We start from the raw sequence: 19,617 nt of genomic DNA on the forward strand, positions 1-19,617 counted from the left end.
TCAATTACTCGTTGGAGCCGGACAGTTTTGCCTTCAGCAGGGCACCCAGATTGGTGGTGCCAGCGGAAGCGCTGTCAACGGACAGGCTCTTCAGAGCAACGTTGTCTTCCTGAGCGTCTTTAGCCTTGATGGACAGGCTGATATTGCGGGACTTGCGGTCCACGGCAATGATCACGGCTTCCACTTCCTCGCCGTCCTTCAGAACGGAGCGAGCGTCTTCCACGCGGTCGCGGGACAGTTCGGAAGCGCGCAGGTAGCCTTCAACATCGGTGTCCAGAGTCACGACGGCGCCTTTGGCGTCAACGGACTTCACGGTGCCCTTAACCAGAGCGCCCTTGTCGTTCATCGCAACGAAGTTGTTGAACGGATCGCCTTCCATCTGCTTGATGCCCAGGGAGATGCGTTCTTTTTCAACGTCGATGGACAGAACAACGGCTTCAACCTCGTCGCCCTTCTTGAACTTGCGCACGGCTTCTTCGCCGGCTTCGTTCCAAGACAGGTCGGACAGGTGAACCAGGCCGTCGATGCCGCCCGGCAGGCCAACGAACACGCCGAAGTCGGTGATGGACTTGATCGCGCCCTTCAGCTTGTCGCCTTTGTGGAAGTTGTCGGCAAACTCGTTCCACGGGTTGGCCAGGCACTGCTTCATGCCCAGGGAGATACGACGACGGTCTTCGTCGATTTCCAGGATCATGACTTCCACTTCGTCGCCAACCTGAACAACCTTGGACGGGTGTACGTTCTTGTTGGTCCAGTCCATTTCGGACACGTGCACCAGGCCTTCGATGCCTTGTTCGATTTCCACGAACGCGCCGTAGTCGGTCAGGTTGGTCACCTTGCCGAACAGACGGGTGCCGGACGGGTAGCGGCGGGACAGGCCCACCCACGGATCTTCGCCCAGTTGCTTCAGACCCAGGGATACGCGGTTCTTCTCTTGGTCGAACTTCAGTACCTTGGCTTCCACTTCGTCGCCCACGGCCAGAACTTCGGACGGGTGCTTCACGCGGCGCCATGCCAGGTCGGTGATGTGCAGCAGGCCATCGATGCCGCCCAGGTCAACGAACGCACCGTAGTCGGTGATGTTCTTGACGATACCCTTGATGATGGCGCCCTCTTTCAGGGTTTCCAGCAGAGCTTTGCGCTCTTCGCCCAGGGTTTCTTCCAGCACGGAGCGACGGGACACAACCACGTTGTTGCGCTTGCGATCCAGCTTGATGACCTTGAATTCGATCTGTTTGTTTTCGTACGGGGTGGTGTCTTTCACCGGACGCACGTCAACCAGAGAACCCGGCAGGAAGGCGCGGATGCCGTTGACCATAACGGTCAGGCCGCCTTTGACCTTGCCGCTGATCAGACCGGACAGGATCTTGCCGGTTTCCAGAGCCTCTTCCAGCTCCACCCAAGCGGCCAGGCGCTTGGCTTTTTCGCGGGACAGCTTGGTTTCGCCAAAGCCGTTTTCCAGCGCATCAATGGCAACGGTAACGAAGTCGCCGATGGCTACTTCGACCACGCCTTGGTCGTTCTTGAATTCTTCAGCCGGGATCAGGGACTCGGACTTGAGGCCTGCGTTCACGGTTACAAAGTTGGAATCAACTGCCACCACTTCGGCAGTGATCACCTCGCCCACGCGCATGTCGTGAAGGGTCAGGCTTTCCTCAAACAGCTGAGCGAAGTTTTCCATGGAGAGGGTAGTCATCAAGCGTACTCTCGGTGCGCGCCTTGCGGCGTGCGGGTTAGGGTTGCACAACCGGGTTTATTGCCTTGCAGCATTTTCACCCGACAAAAAAATCATAGGCCGGAGACCTGTTTTTCCTCGAACCAGCGCAGAACCTGTGCGACCACCTGGTCGATGGTCAGCTCCGTGGTGTCGAGCAAAAAGGCGTCCGGCTCCTGGCGCAGCGGCGCTACCGGCCGGGCGGCATCGCGCGCGTCCCGATCGATAATGTCCTGCAGAATCCGTGGGAGATTAGCAGAATCTCCCTTGCCGATCAACTGCTTATAGCGGCGATCAGCCCGTTCCTCGGCGCTGGCCGTCAAAAACACCTTCAAGGTGGCGGCGGGAAACACCACCGAACCCATGTCGCGGCCGTCCGTCACCAGGCCGGGCAATTGACAGAAATCACGCTGGCGCTGCAACAGCGCGGCGCGCACCGCCGGCAGCGCGCCCACCTTGGACGCGCCGATGCCAATTTCCTCGCTGCGGATCGCCGCGCTGGCGTCGTTGCTCTCCAGCCACACCGCCCCGTCGGCGAACTCCACCGGCAGCCCCGCGGCGGCGGCGGCCAGGCCAGGCTCGTCGTCCCAGGCTATGTTGTGGCGCTGCGCGAACAAGGCCAGCAGGCGGTAGAGCGAGCCCGAATCCAGATAATGAAAACCCAGCCGCGCGGCGACCAGGGCGGCGACGGTGCCCTTGCCCGAGGCGGACGGGCCGTCGATGGCGATGACAGGTGCGGTCATGTACAGACAATGTCCTTGCAGAAATTCTCGCAGGCCGCCGCGACGGGCAACCAGCCAAACTGGCGATTTTATCTCAAGCCGCGGGCCGGCACAGCAAGATTCTACGGCTTGCGCGCCGTAGCCGCGCGGCAACGCGGGGTTTGCGCAAAGGCCTTGCTGGCGGTTACATTGTCCGACGGGCGCCGCGGCGCCCTCCGCCAATCCCAAGAACACAAGATCCCGAACCGCCATGGAACAACTGCACCTCGCCCCCGTCCGACGCCTGTCCGGCGCCATCAAGCTGCCCGGCTCCAAAAGCATCTCCAACCGCACCCTACTGCTGGCCGCGCTGGGCAGCGGGAGCACCTTGGTGCGCGACCTGCTGGATTCGGACGATATCCGTCACATGCTGGCGGCGCTGAAACTGCTGGGGGTGGAGATCGAGCAAATAGGCGACAGCCGCGATTTCCGCGTACAGGGCGTGGGCGGCGAATTTCCGGTCAAAAGCGCGGACCTGTTCCTCGGCAACGCCGGCACCGCTTTCCGCCCCCTGACCGCCGCGCTGGCGCTGATGCAGGGGAATTATCAACTCAGCGGCGTGCCGCGCATGCATGAGCGGCCGATCGGCGACTTGGTGGACGCGCTGTGCGTGGCCGGCGCCCAGATCCAATATCAGGGCCAGCCCGGCTATCCGCCGCTGGCCATCGCTCCGGCGCGGCTGGAAGCCGGCCGCCCGATTCCGGTCAAGGGCAATGTGTCCAGCCAGTTCCTCACCGCCCTGTTGATGGCGCTGCCGCTGACCGGGGAAACCGCGGTCATCGAAGTCAGCGGCGAACTGATCTCCAAGCCTTATATCGAAATCACCCTCAACCTGATGGCGCGCTTCGGCGTGCGGGTTGAGCGCGACGGCTGGCGGCGCTTCACCATCCCCGGCGGACAGACTTACATCTCCCCGGGCGAAGTTCACGTGGAAGGCGACGCTTCCAGCGCGTCCTACTTCCTCGCCGCTGGCGCGCTGGCGGGCGGCCCGGTACGAGTGGAGGGCGTGGGCGCGGACAGCATTCAGGGCGACGTCAAGTTCGCCGACGCGCTGCGTCTGATGGGCGCAGAAGTCAACATGGGGCCCAACTGGATAGAGGCCAGCGCCAGTCTCCCGCTCAAGGCGATAGACGCCGACTTCAACCACATTCCGGACGCGGCGATGACCTTGGCGGTGGCCGCGCTGGCCGCCGACGGCACCAGCACGCTGCGCAATATCGAGAGCTGGCGCGTCAAGGAAACCGACCGTCTGAGCGCGATGGCCGCCGAGCTACGCAAAGTGGGCGCCGTGGTGGAGGAAGGGCAGGACTACATCCGCATCACCCCGCCTGCTTCCTTGACGCCGAACGCCGAAATCGACACTTACGACGATCACCGGATGGCGATGTGCTTCTCGCTGATTTCGCTGTTGGGCGCCCCCGTAACCATCAACGACCCCAAGTGCGTGGCCAAGACCTTCCCTGATTATTTTGACGCGCTGGCCGCGCTGCGCGGCCAGGAATAAACGCCGCAGCGCCCTGACCCAGCCCCGCCCCAGCGGGGCTTTGTTTTGTTCGTCGCTTGCGTCTTGCCCACCGATAAAACACAATATATAGATCAAAAACACACAAATTATCTACATAATGGAAAATTTCTTCGCTCTTCGCCGCCACTTCATGAGCCAGTTCGACATTCCCAGCCCGCAGCGACCGCAATGGCAGCCGCAACAATTGGCAATGTGGGAAACCATGCTGGACGAAGAACTGGCGGAGTTCCAACAGGCGCTGGCCGATTACAAACGCCAGGACGGCGACGAAGCGGAGCGCGCTCGGCGAATGGCGGAGTTGCTGGCCGAAGGCGTGGACGTGCTCAATGTGCTCAGCGGCCTATTGATGTCGCAAGGCCTGCCGCTGGAGGACATGGCACGGGAAATCCACGCCGCCAATATGCGCAAATGCGTGGACGGCAAGATTGTGCGCCGCGAGGACGGCAAGGTGCTGAAGCCAGACGGCTGGCGGCCGGCCGACAAGGAGGGGGTGATACGCCGAGCGCTGGAGTCCTGAGAACTGGCTCAAAGTCACGCGAGCAAGAGCGAGACCAGGCGAAACCGGCTGAGAAAACGGAATGGTCGAGTGGTACATCAGTATTTCGAAGGGGTTTTCAACGTGGTATCGCCGACGCGCAGCAGACAATGAACAGGTTCTGAGAACCTGCTTACGATCCGCTGCGCCTCAGCGCTACCACGTTCAGCAATCGCGGCGCGCGAACAGCCTGGCGATGCCGTGGTAATGCGGCTGGCCATGACCGACGTCCAGCGCATACTCCTCCTGATAAGCCAACAGGCTCAGCGCGGAAAACTGACGGCGCAGCTCTCCCGATTGGTAGTAATGCTTGACGTAGGAAGCCGTCTCGCTGGCCACCCGGCCCTGGGCGTCACAGCCCGGATCGTCCACCATGAACACCGACACGAACAGATAGCCGCCCGGCTCCAACGCGGCGGTCATCTGGCGCGCCAACGCCTCGCCCTCGTCCGCGCTCAGGTGATCCAGCGAGGTATTGGCCACGATCAGCCGGTAACGCCCCGGCTCCAATTCCAGCCCGGCCAGATCCGCCACTCGCCCCCCTACGTTCAGCCTGCGCCCGTCCGCCGCCTCGCCCAGACTCGCTATCGCTTCCGCGGAACCATCCACCGCCGTCATCGCGAAGCCTCGCTGGGCCAGATACAAGGCGTTGCGGCCCTGACCGCAGCCTAGGTCCAAGCCCTCGCCGCCGCCCGTCACATGATATTTATCCAGATACTGGACCAAGGACGGAGACGGCTTGTCCCCGTAAAAAGACGTGCTCGAACGATACACGCCGTCGAATCCCGCTGCTGTCATGATGCTGCCCCCGCTCTCGGCTGCCCGCCTGATCAGCCCATCGCGGCCGAATCTGTCGTTCGGACTGCCTGTACGATAGGCCACCTATCCTTTTGGACAGCATAGACAATGTCCGCAGCAAGAACATCGCTATCGATTTAGTTATTCATCAGATCATTTGCGGCAGCGCATGCAACGATTGCGCCGGCAGCATTTCCAGCAGCAGCCAGATCGCCGTCACCGCCAGCATCGCCGCCATGCTGCAATTGAAAGCCCGCAAGCGACGGGGCGAAGCCAGGAAGCGGCGGGCAGCCACGCCGGAGCCCGCCCACAAGGCAATGCACGGCAGGCCGATGATGAAAGTCAGAGCCGCAAACAGCAGGCCGGCATGCCAGGCGTTCATCTTGGCCGGCAAAAACACCATCGCGATATTGAAGCCCATCAGCCACACCTTGGGATTCAACCAGTTGAACAGCACCCCACCCCAAAAGCCCATCGGCGCGCCGCCAGCCTCCCCGCTGGCTGGCGCCGAGCGCGCCATGCCCCAAGACAGCCACAACAGGTAGAGACAACCGGCCATCGCCAGGTAAAGCTGCACCGAGGCGATAACGGAGATCAAGCTGCCCAGGAACACCGTCAACAAGCCCACCTGCACCGACAAGCCCAACGACATGCCCAGCAATGCCGGCACCGTGCGGGAAAAGCCATGATTGACCCCGGACGAGGCCAATACCAGATTGTTTGGCCCCGGCGTGATCGACATCACCAACAGATAAGTCACCAACGCAACAAAGTTCATTACGGCTCCAAGCCATAACCAGCAGCCGGACAATCCGGACGCGGTTTGTTTTCAATGGTGGCCATGATAACGCCGGGCCGGCGCTGAATACAGATTCAGAAAAATTGAATTGGAACCATAACAGTTTTACAATTTCAAAACTGTTATGGTCGTTTTTACGGAAAATTGTACCGATGGCGATCTTCACATCTGTCAGCGAGGCCTCTGCATGAGCGACGAACCCCTATATCAGCAGCTAGTCAACGAGTGGATCACCCTGATCCAGACCGGCGTGGTGCAGCCCGGCGAACGGCTGCCCTCGGTACGCAAGGCCTGTGAAATGCACAAGGTCAGCCCGTCCACCATCCTGCTGACTTACCGCACCCTGGAGGACCGCGGTCTGATTGAGGCGCGGCCGCAATCCGGCTTCTACGTCAAATCCGCCGCCACCCTGCCCTTGCCGCGCATGCGCCGGCAAAGCGCCGCCCATCACGCCGGCGAAGTGGTGGATCAAATCGAAGCGGTGATGACGGCGCAAACCCGGGAAGACTTCATCGACCTGTCGCTGGCCAGCCCGCGCGGCAGCGATTTCTACCCCACCACCCGCTTCAAGCACATCATGGGACGGCTGCTGCGCCAGCATCCGGAACTGACCACCGATTACCCCTTCCCGCCCGGCTCGGAACGCTTGCGCCGCCAGATCGCCCAGCGCGCGGTCAGTTGGGGCTGCGTGCTGGCGGCCGAGGACCTGGTGATCACCAATGGCTGCACCGAGGCGCTGCAACTGGCGCTACGCGCCTGCTGCAAGTCGGGCGATACCGTGGGGCTGGAATCGCCCACCTATTTCGCGCTGCTTCCCACGCTGAAAAACCTGGGCTTGAGCGTGATCGAGATTCCCACCCATCCGGCCACCGGCCTGTCGCTGGACGCGCTGGAATTGCTGTTATCGGAGAAACGGCTGAACGCCGTCGTGGCCATGCCCACCGTGCACAACCCGCTGGGCTGCACCATGCCGGCCGAGGCCAAACAAAGGCTGGCGGCGCTGGTCAATGAACATCAAGTGCCCTTGATCGAGGACGTGCCGCACGCCGACCTGCACTACGACGGCGCCACCCCGGACGCGGTCAAGGCCTACGACCGCGACGGCTGGGTGTTGCTGTGCTCCAGCTACAGCAAGACTCTGGCGCCGGGCTTTCGCATCGGCTGGATCGCCCCCGGGCGCTTTTTGCGCGAAGTGACGCGGCTGAAGTTCGCCAGTTCGCTGGCCCAGCCGCGGCTATTGGAGGAAACGCTGGCGGAATACCTGGAAACCGGCGGCTACGACCACCACCTGCGGCTGATCCGTCGCCATTTCATGAGCCAGATGGAGCGGCTGCGCGGCACCGTCGCCAGCTGTTTTCCGGCCCAGACAAGAGCCACCTCACCGTCCGGCGGCTGCCTGCTGTGGGTGGAGTTGCCCAGCGGAGTGGACACCATGGAGCTGTTCCAGACGGCGCTGGCCGAACGCATCACCGTCGCGCCCGGCACGCTGTACTCGGCCAAGGGCCGTTACCGCAACTGCGTGCGCCTGTCCTGCTGCTATCCGTGGAACCCGGCATACGAACGCGCCTTGCGGCGCGTGGGGGAATTGGCGGGAGAGATGGCCGATTAATCAAGCTGGGCGGCCGCTCCGCGGCGGCTGGCCCCGCACGGCGGCGCGCGAGGAGGACGGCGCCGAGGACGGAGCGACCGCCGGCGCATGCAGCGGCGAGGACGCCGGCGGCGCGGCCTGCGTCGGCAGCGGGCCGCCCGGCTCTCGGCCGGCCGGTTCACGCGCAAACTGGGTGTCGTCGGTCTTGCCCGGCGATAACCAGCGCACCGCGGTCAAGTCTCCGTCCACCTTGGCCTTGGCCTGATCCTTGCAAGTCAGGCACACCGGCACGCCCTTGCGCGCCTTCAAGGCCTGATCCACCCGCGCGCCGTACACCACCGAGGATTTCTGCTTCTGCCAGGCCAGCAGGGTTTCGGCCAGCATCGGGAAAGAAGGATCGTCCTGCTTGTAGTGGTTGCGGTAAGCAGTCAGCCACAGTTCGCCGGCGGCGTCCTGATTCAGCAATACGGTCTGATAAGCCACCGTGACCGCGTCGCCTCGGGTAACGGTTTTGGACAAGGACAAGGCGTCATCGTTTTTCATGCGCACGCAGCCATGGCTGCGAAAACCCGGCACCGAACCGGGCGCGTTGGTGCCGTGAAATCCCAGGCCCAACTTGGCCTCGCCAAAACGAATGAAAACCGGCCCCAGCGGGTTATTGGGCCCCGGCGGCACCACGGTCTGCACTTCCTTGCCGTTGCGGCGCATTTCTTCCTGAATGGAACGCGGCACATGCCAGGCCGGCGCCTTGTAAATGCCGGTAATGTCGAAGCTGCCGGTGGGGGTCTGAGTCAGCATCTTGCCCACCGCCACCGGATAGATTTTGGACAGCCTGCCGTCCTGATACTGGAACAACCTGGCTTGCGGCAAATTGAGCACCAAATGCAGACCGGTGGGGCTGACTTGCACATCAGGCTCGGGAATCACCGCCGCGCCGACACCCGTCGCCGCGCTCAATCCCAACACACCCAACAGCCCAAAACATCGCTTCAACATACCGCACCATATTTGAAATCACTATTGTTCGATTCTAACAGAAAGCGGGGAAAAGCAAGATTCTGACTATTACCAAGCGCCTAGCGCCACCCGGGCCGTCGCTGATATTGCCGGTGTTACGCCAGCATAGTCGGCTTTGGCTCAAAGTTCCGGCCAATACGCCAAGGTCCAGGCCGCCGCGTACAGACCAAAACCAAAACTCGCATGCGCCACAAGGCTGCGACGCCCCCCGCCCTAGGCGATGGCCGCCTTGCGAGCTCGCGGCCTGGGAACCTGTTTACGATCTGCTGCGCGCCGATTGAGGCATTGTGTGGTGGTGCCGTCTTCGACATGCTCATGCCACATGGACATTCCGCTTTCCCAGCCGCTTTCCGCAATGGAAGGCCGCCGGGCTGGAGGTGGAAACCGGCGCGACGGCCGGCGCCGACAAAAAACCCCTGCGCGCGGCCGGATAATTTGAGAAAATCGCCGCTTTCCGTTTGATTTTCCAAGCAACACCATGACGCACAAACAGACTATCGCTCAGGTCGAATCGCTGGACCACGAAGGCCGGGGAGTCGCCCACGTCGACGGCAAGACCATCTTCATCGATGGCGCGCTGCCGTATGAAACCGTGGTCTACAGCGCCTATCGCAAGAAGTCGTCCTACGAAAACGCCAACACCAGCCAAGTGCTGAAGGAAAGCTTCCTGCGCACGCAGCCGCGCTGTCCGCATTACGGCACCTGCGGCGGCTGTTCGATGCAACATGTGGAGTTCTCCGCCCAAGTGGCGGTCAAACAAAGGGTGCTGGAAGACAATCTGGCCCGCATCGGCCGGGTCAAGCCGCAACAGGTGCTGACGCCCATCGCCGGCCCCGCCTGGCATTACCGCCACCGCGCGCGGATGTCGGCGCGGCTGGTGGAGAAAAAGGGCGGCGTGCTGGTGGGCTTCCACGAGAAGCGCTCCACCTACATCACCGACATGAGCGAATGCCACATCCTGCCGCGTCATATCTCGGACCTGATCGTGCCGCTGCGCGAGATGATCTACAAGCTGTCGATCAACAACCGCATGCCTCAGGTGGAGCTAGCGGTGGGCGACAGGGTGGATATCCTGGTGTTCCGCAATATGGAAGCCATCAACGACGCCGATCACGCGCTGCTGCGCGCCTTCTCCGACACCCACGGCAGCAAGGAGCGTCCGCTGCAGATGTGGCTGCAGCCCAAGGGCCCGGATACCTGCTACCCGGTCTACCCGCTGGACGCGCCCAAGCTGACTTACAGCCTGCCGGAATACCGCGTGGAAATGCCCTACTATCCCACCGAGTTCACCCAGGTGAACCCGGATATCAACGCGGTGATGGTGGCGCGCGCGCTGAAATTCCTGGACCCGCAGCCGGACGAACGCATCGCCGACATGTTCTGCGGCATCGGCAACTTCACCCTGCCCATCGCCCGCTCCGGCGCCCAGGTGCACGGCATGGAAGGCAGCCAGGCCCTGGTCAAGCGCGCGGTGGAAAACGCCACCCACAACGGCCTGCAGGACAAGGTCAGCTATGAAATGGCCAATTTGTTCGAAGTCACCGAGGAATCCTTCGCCGCGCTCGGCAAGTTCGACAAGATGCTGGTGGACCCGCCGCGCGACGGCGCGGTGCAGTTGCTGAAAGCCATCACAGAGGACACCGCGCCCAAGCGCATCGTCTACGTGTCCTGTAACCCGGCCACGCTGGCGCGCGACGCCAATGTGCTGGTGCACACCAAGGGCTACACGCTGAAAGCCGCCGGCATCATCAATATGTTCCCGCACACCGCCCATGTGGAATCCGTGGCCTGGTTCGAAAAAACCGGTCCGTGCAAGAGCCGCAGCGAAATCGCCGCGATCGAGGCCGCCGAGGAAGCCGAGCGCGAAGCGGTGAAGGCCGCCCAGCGCGCGGAGGCGGCGGCGGAAGCCGCCAAGAAAGAGCGCGAACTGGCGGAAAAGGCGGCGGCCAAGCAAGCTCGCCGCGATTATTATTTTGCCGAGCAAGCTCGTCGCGAAGCGGAACAGCAAGCGCAGTAGCGTGGCATGAAACAAGCCTCCGGCCATGGCCGGGGGCTTTATTTTTGCCGTCGCCGCGCAGCTTGTTTGATCAAACCGGCTGGTTTGCGACGACGGATAAGCGCACAGTGGCGGACGAATGCTTTTTACATGGAAGCGAAAATGGCTTCATGTCAAAATTCATCGTTCGCCTAGTCGTTAACACCAAGCACACACAGCGGGCGCGCCCGCCAAACGTCGCCGTTCCTGCCTGAAGGACGGCCCATCAAGGCAATAAATATGCACATACTTCAATTCGTCTTCGGACTGCTGGTTGTCTTCCTGCTGACCCAAGTGGTGGCGCGCGATCGCAAAAACATCAAGATCCGCTACGTGCTGCAACTGATCGTGGTGGAGCTGGCGCTGGCCTACTTCCTGTTGCACTCCAGCTATGGCCTGAGCCTGGTGGGCGGCGTGGCCGGCGTGTTCGACAAATTGATGAGCTACGCAGGCGAAGGCACCAACTTCGTGTTTGGCGGCCTGCTCAATCAGGGCGAATTCAGCTTCTTCCTCAAGGTGCTGATGCCCATCGTCTACATCTCGGTGCTGATCGGCATCCTGCAGCACATCCGCGTGCTGCCCTGGGTGATACGCGGCATCGGCTGGGTGCTGGCCAAGATCAGCGGCATGGGCAAGATCGAATCCTTCAACGCCGTGGGTTCCATGATCGTGGGTCAATCCGAGAACTTCATCGCCTACAAGAACATCATCGGCAGCTTCTCGGAAAAGCGCATGTACACGCTGGCCGCCACCGCGATGTCCACGGTGTCGATGTCCATCGTCGGCTCCTATATGCAGATCATCCAACCGCGCTTCGTGGTTACCGCGCTGATCCTCAACCTGTTCAGCACCTTCGTCATCCTGTCGCTGATCAACCCCTACGACGCCAGCCGCGACGACGACGAACTGATCAGCGCGGAAGCCGCCCACCGCATGTCCTTCTTCGAAATGCTGGGCGACTACATCATGGCCGGCTTCAAGATCGCCGTGATCGTCGGCGCGATGCTGATCGGCTTCATCGCGCTGATCACCACCGTCAACCACATCTTCGATGCTGTGTTCGGCGTGAACTTCCAATACGTGCTGGGCTATGTGTTCTACCCCTTCGCCTGGCTGATGGGCATCCCGGCCGCCGACATCATGCCGGCCAGCAGCATCATGGCCACCAAATTGGTGACCAATGAATTCGTGGCGATGATGGAATTGAAAAAGCTCACCGCCCAGCTGTCGGAATACACCATCGGCGTGATTTCCATCTTCCTGGTGTCCTTCGCCAACTTCAGCTCCATCGGCATCATCGCCGGCGCGGTCAAGGGCCTGGACGAGGAGCGCGGCAATATGGTGTCCCGCTTTGGCCTGAAACTGGTGTACGGCTCCACCCTGGTCAGCATTCTGTCCGCGCTGATCGGCGGCCTGGTACTGTAAGCCCAACCGTACTCCGCCAGCAGGCCCGGCCAATGCCGGGCCTTTTTCATGCAAGCGCCGCGCGAATGCAGTCCATCATGCGCTCGGCCGCCCGGCTCATGATCGCCCCCTCCCGCTCCAAAAGCATCAAGGTCAAGCCCGGCGGGCTCACCTCCAAATTCAGCTCCGAGAAGCGCTGAGCGGTCAAGGTGGCGCGCATGCCCAGGGAAGACATCGGCACTACCATGTCCATCCCCATCAGCAAACCGCAAAAAAGCACATTGGACGTGCAGCAAGTGATGCGCTCCGGCGGCGGCAGCCCCGCCTGCGCAAACAGCGACTGGACAAAACGCGGATACATTCCGCTGGCGTCGGCGTGCATCCATTCCGCGCCTTGCAGCTCCGACAGGCTGCGCGCCTGGCTCAGCGGGCTTTCGCTGCGCACCGCGAAGGTGGTGGCAAACTCGTAAAGCGAGGTGCTCAGCACATGGGCGCTCTCCGGCGGATCGACAAAAGCCCCCAACGCGAAATCCAACTGGCCGCTGCGCAGGCCGTCCAACATTTGCACGGTGTCCAGCTCCAGGAAGCTCACCTGCACATCCGGATGGAAGCGGCGAAAAGCGAGGAAGGCCGCCGGCAACAGCTCCAGCCCCGCCAATGGCGTCATCCCTATCCGCAAACTTCTCTCACGCCCAAAACGCAAGCGCTCCATCTCCTGCTGCGCCCGTTCCAGCTCTCGAATCACCAGCCGCGCATACCCCAGCAACAACTGGCCGGCGTCGGTCAGCGCCGCGCCTTGAGCGCTGCGCAGCAACAAGGGCACCCCTTGCTCCATTTCCAGCTCGCGCAAGGCCTTGGTGATGGCGGGCTGGCTGACGCACAAAGCCCGCGCCGCCGCGTTGATGCTGCCCTGGTCCGCCACGGCGGCCAAAGCTCGCAATTGATGTTGCTTCAACAGACTCATGGCAATAACCCCTATTTATAACCATCAAGATTCGTGCTTATACACGCGAGAAAGTTTTGCTTAGGATCGAGTGCGTTCCCACTCAGGAGTTCGTCATGGCTCACGCATCCTCCCGTTTCATCCTCCCGGAAATCCTGCAACACAAAGATGCCTTCATCGACATCCGCCGTCAGATCCACGCCCATCCCGAGCTGGGCTTTGAGGAGCAACGAACCAGCGAACTGGTCGCCGCGCGGCTACGCGAGTGGGGTTACCAAGTCACAAGCGGCATCGGCAAGACCGGCGTCGTTGGGCAATTGCGCGTTGGCGACGGCCCGCGCTCGCTGGGCATACGCGCGGACATGGATGCGTTGCCCATCCAGGAGGCCACGGGCTTGAGCTACGCCAGCCTCCATGCCGGCAAAATGCACGCCTGTGGCCACGACGGCCATACCGCCATCCTGCTGGCCGCGGCCCATTACCTGGCGCGCAGCCGCAAGTTCAACGGCACGCTAAACCTGATTTTCCAGCCGGCGGAAGAAGGCTTGGGCGGAGCGCTGGGCATGCTGGAGGACGGCCTGTTCCAACGCTTTCCCTGCGACGCCATCTTCGCGCTCCATAACGCTCCGGGCTTGCCCGTGGGCTGCTTCGCGCTGAAAGAAGGCCCCATGGCCGCGTCCTCCGACAGCGTGGACATCCGTCTTTCCGGCAAAGGCGCCCACGGCGCCATGCCTCATTTCGGCCGCGACCCCATCATTGCCGCCGCCGCCATCGCCATGGCCTTGCAAACACTGGTATCACGCGACATACCCGCCTCCGAAGCCGGGGTGGTCAGCATCGGCGCCCTGCATGCCGGCCATGCTCACAACGTGATTCCAGAGTATGCCGACCTGAAACTAAGCGTGCGGGCGCTCAGCCATGACACACGGCACATCTTGCAGCAACGCCTGCACGAGCTGGTTCAGTTGCAAGCCCAGAGTCTGGGGGTTCGCGCCGACATCGACTATCGCCGCATCTCTCCGGTGCTGGTGAACACGCCGCGTGAAACCGAGATGCTGGCGGATTTGATTCGCGAGCAGGCCGGCGCGGCGAGCCTGCACCAACCGCCGCAAGGCATGATGGGCAGCGAAGACTTTGCCTGGATGCTGGAAAGAGCGCCCGGCTGCTACGTGCTGCTGGGCAACGGCGTCGACAGCCGCGGCGGCTGCATGGTGCACAACCCCGGCTATGACTTCAACGATGAAGCCTTGCCTATCGGCGCCTCGCTGTGGGCGCGGCTGACCGAAAGTTATCTGCGGGCCGGATAACAGCCCCGCCGCCGGCGCCGGGGTCCCTATCGTTCCCGACCGAGGCCGCCGTAGCACACCCTAACCAGGGAGAAACGCGATGCCAAGACTTCCTCTGCTGCCAGGCCTGGCGGCAAGCTTGTTCCTGCCCGTTGCCTGCGCGGAGCCCTTCCTGATGTCTCGTCTCTACGGCCTGCCTCAATATAACGGCATGCTGAAAAACGGCGGCGTGGCCATGTACGGCTCCATGGATCTGGGCATCAACTATCAGCAGGCCGGCGGCCATCGCAAGTGGCAAGTGCAAAGCGGCGGCGAATGGACCTCCAAGATCGGCATCTTCGGTCGCGAATTGCTGGGCAATGGCTGGAAGGCGGAATTCAACCTGGAGGCCGGCTTCAATGCCGGCACCGGCGAACCGCAATTGCCCGGCGTCGCCTTCAACCGCGAATCCTGGCTGGGCCTGGAGGTTCCCGGCCTGGGCGCAGTGCGGCTAGGCCGGCAACTGGCCGCCGGCCTGCCGCTATTCGTCGATGTGTTTGGAGCGGTGGGCACCAATTCCGCCTACTCCTGGGCCGGCATGGGCGCGGTGCAAACCCCCGGCGGCTTGCGGTTCAACGGCGACCTTGGCGCCGGCTCCACCCAAGCGGAGCCCCGGGTCGGCAACGCCATTAAATGGATATCGCCGCGCTGGCGCGGTTTCAACATCGACGTACTGCACGCCGCCGCCGAACGCAGCGACCGCCCCGCGCTCTCCAGCCGCGGCATGGTGCTGTCGCACATAAGCGGCCCCCGCTATCTGGCCGCCAGTTACAACCAGACCTGGCAGCCGCTGGACCGCGGCGGCCCGGACAACGTGCGCAACGACTTCTACGGCCTAGGCGCGGTCTACGACAGCGGCAGCCTGGTGCTGTCCAGTTCGTTCAAGCTGGACCTGCCGCGCCGCCGGGAAAACGGCATCGCCAGGGTCTACACCTTGGGCGCCATCGTGCCGTCCCAGCGTCACGTCTACCGCCTCTCCATCGTCTACCGCGACACCTCCGGCGCGCTCAACGCGCAGCGGCAAGCGATGGACAGCTCCGCCCTAGGCCTGATGCTGGGCTACGACTACGACCTGTCCAAGCGCAGCGCGCTTTACCTGCGCGCCGGCGGCATTCGCAATTACGGCGGCTCCACCCTCGTGCTCAACGGCCAGCCGCTGCCCGCCGATCCGGCCGGCAATCCAGCCACCGGTGCCAGCCCTATGGGCCTCTCCATCGGGATGTTTCACAACTACTTTTAGACGCGACGCCGCCAGCACGGCCATGCATAAGCGAATCGCACGGCTTGAAAATAAAACACCAGAGGAGAGCAATAGATGAATAAAGCCGCAACCACTCACGGCGCGCCCCCAGACTCCGCCGTTTCAACGCACGAACGCGGCCATTCACCGCGCCGCGCCATCGTTGCCGTCTCGCTGGGCAACTGGCTGGAGTTGTACGACTTCACCGTCTTCAGCTTCTTCGCCGTGCTGATCGGCAAACTGTTTTTTCCATCCAGCAGCCAGTACGGCTCCTTGTTGATGGCGCTGGCCACCTTTGGCATCGGCTTCGTAATGCGGCCGCTGGGCAGCGTGGTGATTGGCAGGCTGGCGGACCGAAAAGGCCGCAAGCCGGCGTTGACATTGACCATCTGGCTCATGGCGGCCGGCACCTCGCTGATAGGCCTGGCTCCCACCTACGCCGACATCGGACCCACCGCCCCACTGCTGATCGTCGTCGGCCGCCTGCTGCAGGGCTTTTCCGCCGGCGGCGAAGTCGGCGCCGCCACCAGTTTCTTGATGGAATCCGGCCCCAGCCGGCGGCGCGGCTTTATGGTGAGTTGGCAAATGGCCAGCCAGGGCGCGGCCGTGCTGGCCGGCGCGCTCAGCGGCGCACTGCTGAACCACTTTCTCAGCCAGGAGGCGTTGGAAAGCTGGGGCTGGCGCTTGCCCTTTCTGTTAGGGCTGTTGATTGCCCCGGTCGGTCTGTACATCCGTCGCCATCTGGATGAAACCCATCACCAGGACGCGGCGCCGCAACAAAGCCTGGGTTCCTTGATCCGCGCCCAGCGCCGCACGCTGCTGCTGGGCGGCCTGCTCATCCTGGGCGGAACCGCCAATATGTATATCGTGGCGCACTATATGCCGTCCTACATGATCAAGGTGCTGGGCCTGCCGCCGGCCAACGCGCTGATCACCGGCTGCAGCGCCGGCTTGGCCCTCATGCTGCTGTCCCCTCTGGCCGGCCGCTTGGCCGACCGCTTGCGCCGCCGCAAACCGCTGCTGCTTGGCTTCAACCTGCTCAGCCTGCTAGCGGTGTGGCCCTGCTTCGCCTTGATCCAGGCCCAACCCGGCCTACCCAGCGCTCTGCTCACCGTCGTCCTGCTCACCAGCTTGCTGACACTCAGCGGCCCGGCCGGCCTCCTGTTGATCATGGAAGCCTTTCCGCGCCGCAATCGGGCCACGGGGCTAGCCATCATCTACGCCAGCGGCGTCACCCTGTTCGGCGGCTTCGCCCAATTCATCGTCACCTGGCTGATCAGCGTCAGCGGCAGCGCGCTGGCCCCTTCCTGGTATCTGATGTTTTGCACCAGTATCAGCCTGTTGGCTCTGCTCGCCTTCCACGAGCATGAGCAACCAGACTGAACGTGACGCTGACGCATGAGCATTTCAAAGCGGTTTTAATGCCACGCTCCGCCAAGTTTGAACCGCTCAACTCTCCGGCCGCTGCCCGCACGCTCCCCATCAAGAAACCGCTGGGGCAACAAAGATTCGGTAAACAACACCCACGCCGTTCAGGCAGCTGGTCTAAGGCGAACAGGCGCGCGACGACGGCGTCCCGGCAATAAAAAACCCGGCTTCCGCCGGGTTTTTCTCAATCACGCTCACACCTTGGGCCAGGCAATGGGCCGGTAGTCCGGCAATCCGTCCTTGAACGGTGGAATCCGCTCTCCCTCCATCAAGGGGCGCACATAATCGAGAAAGGCGGGCGTCACGCTGAAACCGTCGGCGCCGATGAACTCCGGCGGCAGCCGCTTCTCCTGATCCCCCACCACCGCCAGCGGCACCTCCTCCACATCCCAGCAATAGGGATGGTTCTGGATGCGCTTGATGCCGGCCATCACCCCGCTTTTGCCGGCCAGCAGCCACTCCACCGCCCGCTCGCCCATGATGTAGGCCTGGCGCACATCCATGCTGGACCCCAAATGGCCGCCGGCTCGCTGCAGATAATCCACCTGCGCCACATGCGCGGAAATGCCGCGTTCGCGCAACAGCAGCTGGGCGATCCAGTGACCGGCGCCGCCCAATTGCTCATGGCCGTAGACCTCTGATTTCTTGGCTTCGGCGACAAAGCGGCCGTCGGCGTCGGTGATGCCCTCCGCCACAGCGATCGCGCATTGACCGAAGCGCGCCAACCTGTCGTCCACCGCGGCGAGGAAACGCTCGGCGTCGAAAGCCACTTCCGGCAGCAGCAGCAAATGCGGCGCTTCGCGTTCGTTGCGCGCCGCCGCCGCGCAGGCCGCCGCCAGCCAGCCAGTGTGACGGCCCATGGTTTCCATGATGAACACCCGGCCCCAGCCCATGCTGGTCATATCCAGGCCCACTTCACGCATCGCGCTGGCCAGGAATTTGGCGGAGGAGCCGTAGCCGGGACTGTTGTCTGTGCCCACCAGGTCGTTGTCTATGGTTTTGGGAATGCCCACCACCTTGAGCGGGTAGCCCATGTGGCGTTCAAATTCCGCCAGCCGTTCGGCGCAGCCCAACGAGCCGTTGCCGCCGTTGACCAGCAGATAATGGATGTCGTGCCGGGCCAGAACCTCGCGCAGCCGTCTCCAGTCGTCGCCGGCCTCGGCGAAGCTCCCTATCATCCGCCGGCTGACGCCGAAGCTGCCGCCGGGCATGAAGGCCAGTTGGGCGATGGCCTCGTCCGATACCGCGTCGGTATCGCACAAACGGTCCTCCAGCAAGCCGGCCAGACCGTCGAAAGCGCCGTACATCGACAGGCCGCGCTTGCGCGCGGTTTCAATCGCGCCCTGCGCGGAAGCGTTCAACACCGCAGTCGGACCGCCCGACTGCAAATATACGGCACGGGGTTTGGACATCATCGCCACCTGGAGAAATGGAGAATCAAACGGCGCGGCGCGCGGCCGGGCCGGGAATACCACAAACATACCACTGGCCGGAAAGCCGCCTCAAGCGGGACGGCGCCGCCATTCTCCATTTCCTTGACCAACGGCAAATCCGCGCGCAAGTTGCCGCCACGCTACAGACGGCGGGCGGGCTCCGCTTCCTTTGGCGCCGGAAAATTCGATTCCATAATGACTTTCAGGAACTGAATTAATTTTTCACTTACAAAAACAATTGGATAGACTATTTTTCGGCGACCGCCGCCGGCTTGCACCATGACCACCCTGCCCCCAAAGCTCATCGCCGCCATCGACGGCGTCGCCATGGAGTACATCGCCGTCGGCGACGCGACGCCGCCCATCGTGTTGATCAACGATGCCGGCGCGCCGATGGAAAGCTGGTACAAAGTGCTGCCGGGGCTGGAAGCGCTCAGCGGCGTGTTCGCCTACAACCGCTGCGGCATCGGCAACAGCGGCAACACTCGCGAAGCTCAGACCAGCGCCGCGATGATGGAAACCTTGCGCGCGCTGCTGTTCAAGGCCGGCCTGACCCCGCCCTATGTGCTGGTGGCCCATGCGCTGGGCAGCCTGATCGCCAATCTGTTCGCCCGCAGCTACGCCGGCGAAGTGGCCGCCGCCGTATTGCTGGACGCCGCGGCGCCGGAAGACATCAGCGCGCTGGACGCGCGCCGGGGGCGGCTGGGCCAGTTGATGCGCCGGGCCTTGGACTTGGCTCAGGACCGCGATACCCTGAACGAAACCGGGCACCTCAGACGCAGCGCGGAGCAGATCGCCGAAGCGCCGCCCTTCCCCGACATCCCCCTGTGCGTGATCAGCGGCGGCGCGCCAAGCTTGTCCTGGCTAACCCCCAGAGCGGTGCTGGACGCGCGCGCCGAAGGCCAGCGCCGGCTGGCGGCATTGTCGCCGCGCGGCCGCCACGTCATCGCCGCCCGCAGCGGCCATTTTCCGCAGCTCTCCGAGCCAGAGCGGGTTGTCTCCGCGGTGCACGACGCGCTGGCCGCCATCGCCGCAAGCTGAAAAACCGCACCGTGGCCGCCTCTGCGAGCGG

Annotated in this window: 17 protein-coding genes; 10 read left to right on the forward strand and 7 right to left on the reverse strand. The window is 62.9% G+C overall.

Annotation, left to right across the window (positions count from 1 at the left end):
• Window positions 1-4: 4 nt before the first annotated feature.
• The gene (rpsA, locus tag BR71_RS11740; RefSeq protein WP_085951937.1) at window positions 5-1,696 is read right to left on the reverse strand and encodes a 30S ribosomal protein S1; all 1,692 of its coding nucleotides are present in this window, start codon (window positions 1,694-1,696) and stop codon (window positions 5-7) included.
• Window positions 1,697-1,788: 92 nt separating this feature from the next.
• Window positions 1,789-2,457, reverse strand: coding sequence for a (d)CMP kinase (gene cmk / locus BR71_RS11745; RefSeq protein WP_043637369.1), 669 nt, complete (start codon window positions 2,455-2,457; stop codon window positions 1,789-1,791).
• 229 nt (window positions 2,458-2,686) lie between these two features.
• Between cmk and aroA the strand changes: the two genes are divergently transcribed.
• Together aroA and BR71_RS11755 are read left to right on the forward strand one after the other, a co-directional pair.
• Window positions 2,687-3,979 carry a 3-phosphoshikimate 1-carboxyvinyltransferase gene (aroA, locus tag BR71_RS11750; protein WP_043637370.1) on the forward strand — a complete coding sequence of 431 codons (1,293 nt, stop codon included), beginning with the start codon at window positions 2,687-2,689 and terminating at the stop codon, window positions 3,977-3,979.
• A 151-nt stretch (window positions 3,980-4,130) separates the two neighbouring features.
• Window positions 4,131-4,517 (forward strand): nucleoside triphosphate pyrophosphohydrolase family protein, encoded by a 387-nt coding sequence (locus tag BR71_RS11755; protein ID WP_019104290.1) that lies wholly within the window; start codon window positions 4,131-4,133, stop codon window positions 4,515-4,517.
• Between the two features lie 183 nt (window positions 4,518-4,700).
• Here the strand turns inward: BR71_RS11755 and BR71_RS11760 are convergent, their stop codons facing one another.
• Together BR71_RS11760 and BR71_RS11765 are read right to left on the reverse strand one after the other, a co-directional pair.
• Complete coding sequence (locus BR71_RS11760) at window positions 4,701-5,333, reverse strand: class I SAM-dependent methyltransferase (RefSeq protein WP_081862634.1); 633 nt, start codon at window positions 5,331-5,333, stop codon at window positions 4,701-4,703.
• 148 nt (window positions 5,334-5,481) lie between these two features.
• A complete protein-coding gene (locus BR71_RS11765) occupies window positions 5,482-6,111 on the reverse strand; it encodes a LysE family translocator (RefSeq protein WP_043637376.1) in 630 nt (209 codons plus the stop codon).
• A 208-nt stretch (window positions 6,112-6,319) separates the two neighbouring features.
• Here BR71_RS11765 and BR71_RS11770 point away from each other — a divergent pair, with 208 nt between their 5' ends.
• Window positions 6,320-7,741: an aminotransferase-like domain-containing protein gene (locus BR71_RS11770; protein ID WP_043637378.1), complete on the forward strand. Its 1,422-nt coding sequence runs from the start codon at window positions 6,320-6,322 to the stop codon at window positions 7,739-7,741.
• Here the strand turns inward: BR71_RS11770 and BR71_RS11775 are convergent, their stop codons facing one another.
• The gene (locus tag BR71_RS11775; RefSeq protein WP_081862635.1) at window positions 7,742-8,716 is read right to left on the reverse strand and encodes a L,D-transpeptidase; all 975 of its coding nucleotides are present in this window, start codon (window positions 8,714-8,716) and stop codon (window positions 7,742-7,744) included.
• Between the two features lie 499 nt (window positions 8,717-9,215).
• On the opposite strand from BR71_RS11775, the gene rlmD reads away from it, so the two are divergent.
• Together rlmD and BR71_RS11785 are read left to right on the forward strand one after the other, a co-directional pair.
• Complete coding sequence (gene rlmD / locus BR71_RS11780; RefSeq protein ID WP_043637381.1) at window positions 9,216-10,754, forward strand: 23S rRNA (uracil(1939)-C(5))-methyltransferase RlmD; 1,539 nt, start codon at window positions 9,216-9,218, stop codon at window positions 10,752-10,754.
• Between the two features lie 258 nt (window positions 10,755-11,012).
• A complete protein-coding gene (locus BR71_RS11785; protein WP_043637385.1) occupies window positions 11,013-12,197 on the forward strand; it encodes a NupC/NupG family nucleoside CNT transporter in 1,185 nt (394 codons plus the stop codon).
• A 46-nt stretch (window positions 12,198-12,243) separates the two neighbouring features.
• Here BR71_RS11785 and BR71_RS11790 read toward each other — a convergent pair whose 3' ends face one another.
• Window positions 12,244-13,140, reverse strand: a complete 897-nt coding sequence (locus tag BR71_RS11790) for a LysR substrate-binding domain-containing protein (RefSeq protein WP_052370522.1) — start codon at window positions 13,138-13,140, stop codon at window positions 12,244-12,246.
• 95 nt (window positions 13,141-13,235) lie between these two features.
• Between BR71_RS11790 and BR71_RS11795 the strand changes: the two genes are divergently transcribed.
• From BR71_RS11795 to BR71_RS11805, 3 genes are all read left to right on the forward strand, one after another.
• Window positions 13,236-14,426, forward strand: a complete 1,191-nt coding sequence (locus BR71_RS11795; protein WP_043637388.1) for a M20 aminoacylase family protein — start codon at window positions 13,236-13,238, stop codon at window positions 14,424-14,426.
• 79 nt (window positions 14,427-14,505) lie between these two features.
• The gene (locus BR71_RS11800) at window positions 14,506-15,684 is read left to right on the forward strand and encodes a porin (RefSeq protein WP_052370523.1); all 1,179 of its coding nucleotides are present in this window, start codon (window positions 14,506-14,508) and stop codon (window positions 15,682-15,684) included.
• A gap of 75 nt (window positions 15,685-15,759) precedes the next feature.
• Window positions 15,760-17,067, forward strand: coding sequence for an MFS transporter (locus BR71_RS11805; protein WP_043637391.1), 1,308 nt, complete (start codon window positions 15,760-15,762; stop codon window positions 17,065-17,067).
• 239 nt (window positions 17,068-17,306) lie between these two features.
• Here the strand turns inward: BR71_RS11805 and BR71_RS11810 are convergent, their stop codons facing one another.
• Window positions 17,307-18,524, reverse strand: coding sequence for a 6-phosphofructokinase (locus BR71_RS11810; RefSeq protein WP_081555686.1), 1,218 nt, complete (start codon window positions 18,522-18,524; stop codon window positions 17,307-17,309).
• Window positions 18,525-18,541: 17 nt separating this feature from the next.
• On the opposite strand from BR71_RS11810, the gene BR71_RS24625 reads away from it, so the two are divergent.
• Window positions 18,542-18,763: a hypothetical protein gene (locus tag BR71_RS24625; protein WP_043637404.1), complete on the forward strand. Its 222-nt coding sequence runs from the start codon at window positions 18,542-18,544 to the stop codon at window positions 18,761-18,763.
• 61 nt (window positions 18,764-18,824) lie between these two features.
• On the forward strand, window positions 18,825-19,586 hold the full coding sequence (locus BR71_RS11820; protein WP_043637406.1) for an alpha/beta fold hydrolase: 762 nt from the start codon (window positions 18,825-18,827) through the stop codon (window positions 19,584-19,586).
• The last annotated feature ends 31 nt before the right edge of the window (window positions 19,587-19,617 follow it).

It is taken from the genome of Chromobacterium haemolyticum DSM 19808 (assembly GCF_000711885.1).
GTDB classification, from domain to species: Bacteria; Pseudomonadota; Gammaproteobacteria; order Burkholderiales; family Chromobacteriaceae; genus Chromobacterium; species Chromobacterium haemolyticum.

Coding starts and splice junctions, on each gene's coding strand:
- rpsA (WP_085951937.1), bottom strand. CDS start 1,696: ATGACTACCCTCTCCATGGAAAACTTCGCTCAGCTGTTTGAGGAAAGC.
- cmk (WP_043637369.1), bottom strand. CDS start 2,457: ATGACCGCACCTGTCATCGCCATCGACGGCCCGTCCGCCTCGGGCAAG.
- aroA (WP_043637370.1), top strand. CDS start 2,687: ATGGAACAACTGCACCTCGCCCCCGTCCGACGCCTGTCCGGCGCCATC.
- BR71_RS11755 (WP_019104290.1), top strand. CDS start 4,131: ATGAGCCAGTTCGACATTCCCAGCCCGCAGCGACCGCAATGGCAGCCG.
- BR71_RS11760 (WP_081862634.1), bottom strand. CDS start 5,333: ATGACAGCAGCGGGATTCGACGGCGTGTATCGTTCGAGCACGTCTTTT.
- BR71_RS11765 (WP_043637376.1), bottom strand. CDS start 6,111: ATGAACTTTGTTGCGTTGGTGACTTATCTGTTGGTGATGTCGATCACG.
- BR71_RS11770 (WP_043637378.1), top strand. CDS start 6,320: ATGAGCGACGAACCCCTATATCAGCAGCTAGTCAACGAGTGGATCACC.
- BR71_RS11775 (WP_081862635.1), bottom strand. CDS start 8,716: ATGTTGAAGCGATGTTTTGGGCTGTTGGGTGTGTTGGGATTGAGCGCG.
- rlmD (WP_043637381.1), top strand. CDS start 9,216: ATGACGCACAAACAGACTATCGCTCAGGTCGAATCGCTGGACCACGAA.
- BR71_RS11785 (WP_043637385.1), top strand. CDS start 11,013: ATGCACATACTTCAATTCGTCTTCGGACTGCTGGTTGTCTTCCTGCTG.
- BR71_RS11790 (WP_052370522.1), bottom strand. CDS start 13,140: ATGAGTCTGTTGAAGCAACATCAATTGCGAGCTTTGGCCGCCGTGGCG.
- BR71_RS11795 (WP_043637388.1), top strand. CDS start 13,236: ATGGCTCACGCATCCTCCCGTTTCATCCTCCCGGAAATCCTGCAACAC.
- BR71_RS11800 (WP_052370523.1), top strand. CDS start 14,506: ATGCCAAGACTTCCTCTGCTGCCAGGCCTGGCGGCAAGCTTGTTCCTG.
- BR71_RS11805 (WP_043637391.1), top strand. CDS start 15,760: ATGAATAAAGCCGCAACCACTCACGGCGCGCCCCCAGACTCCGCCGTT.
- BR71_RS11810 (WP_081555686.1), bottom strand. CDS start 18,524: ATGTCCAAACCCCGTGCCGTATATTTGCAGTCGGGCGGTCCGACTGCG.
- BR71_RS24625 (WP_043637404.1), top strand. CDS start 18,542: ATGGAGAATCAAACGGCGCGGCGCGCGGCCGGGCCGGGAATACCACAA.
- BR71_RS11820 (WP_043637406.1), top strand. CDS start 18,825: ATGACCACCCTGCCCCCAAAGCTCATCGCCGCCATCGACGGCGTCGCC.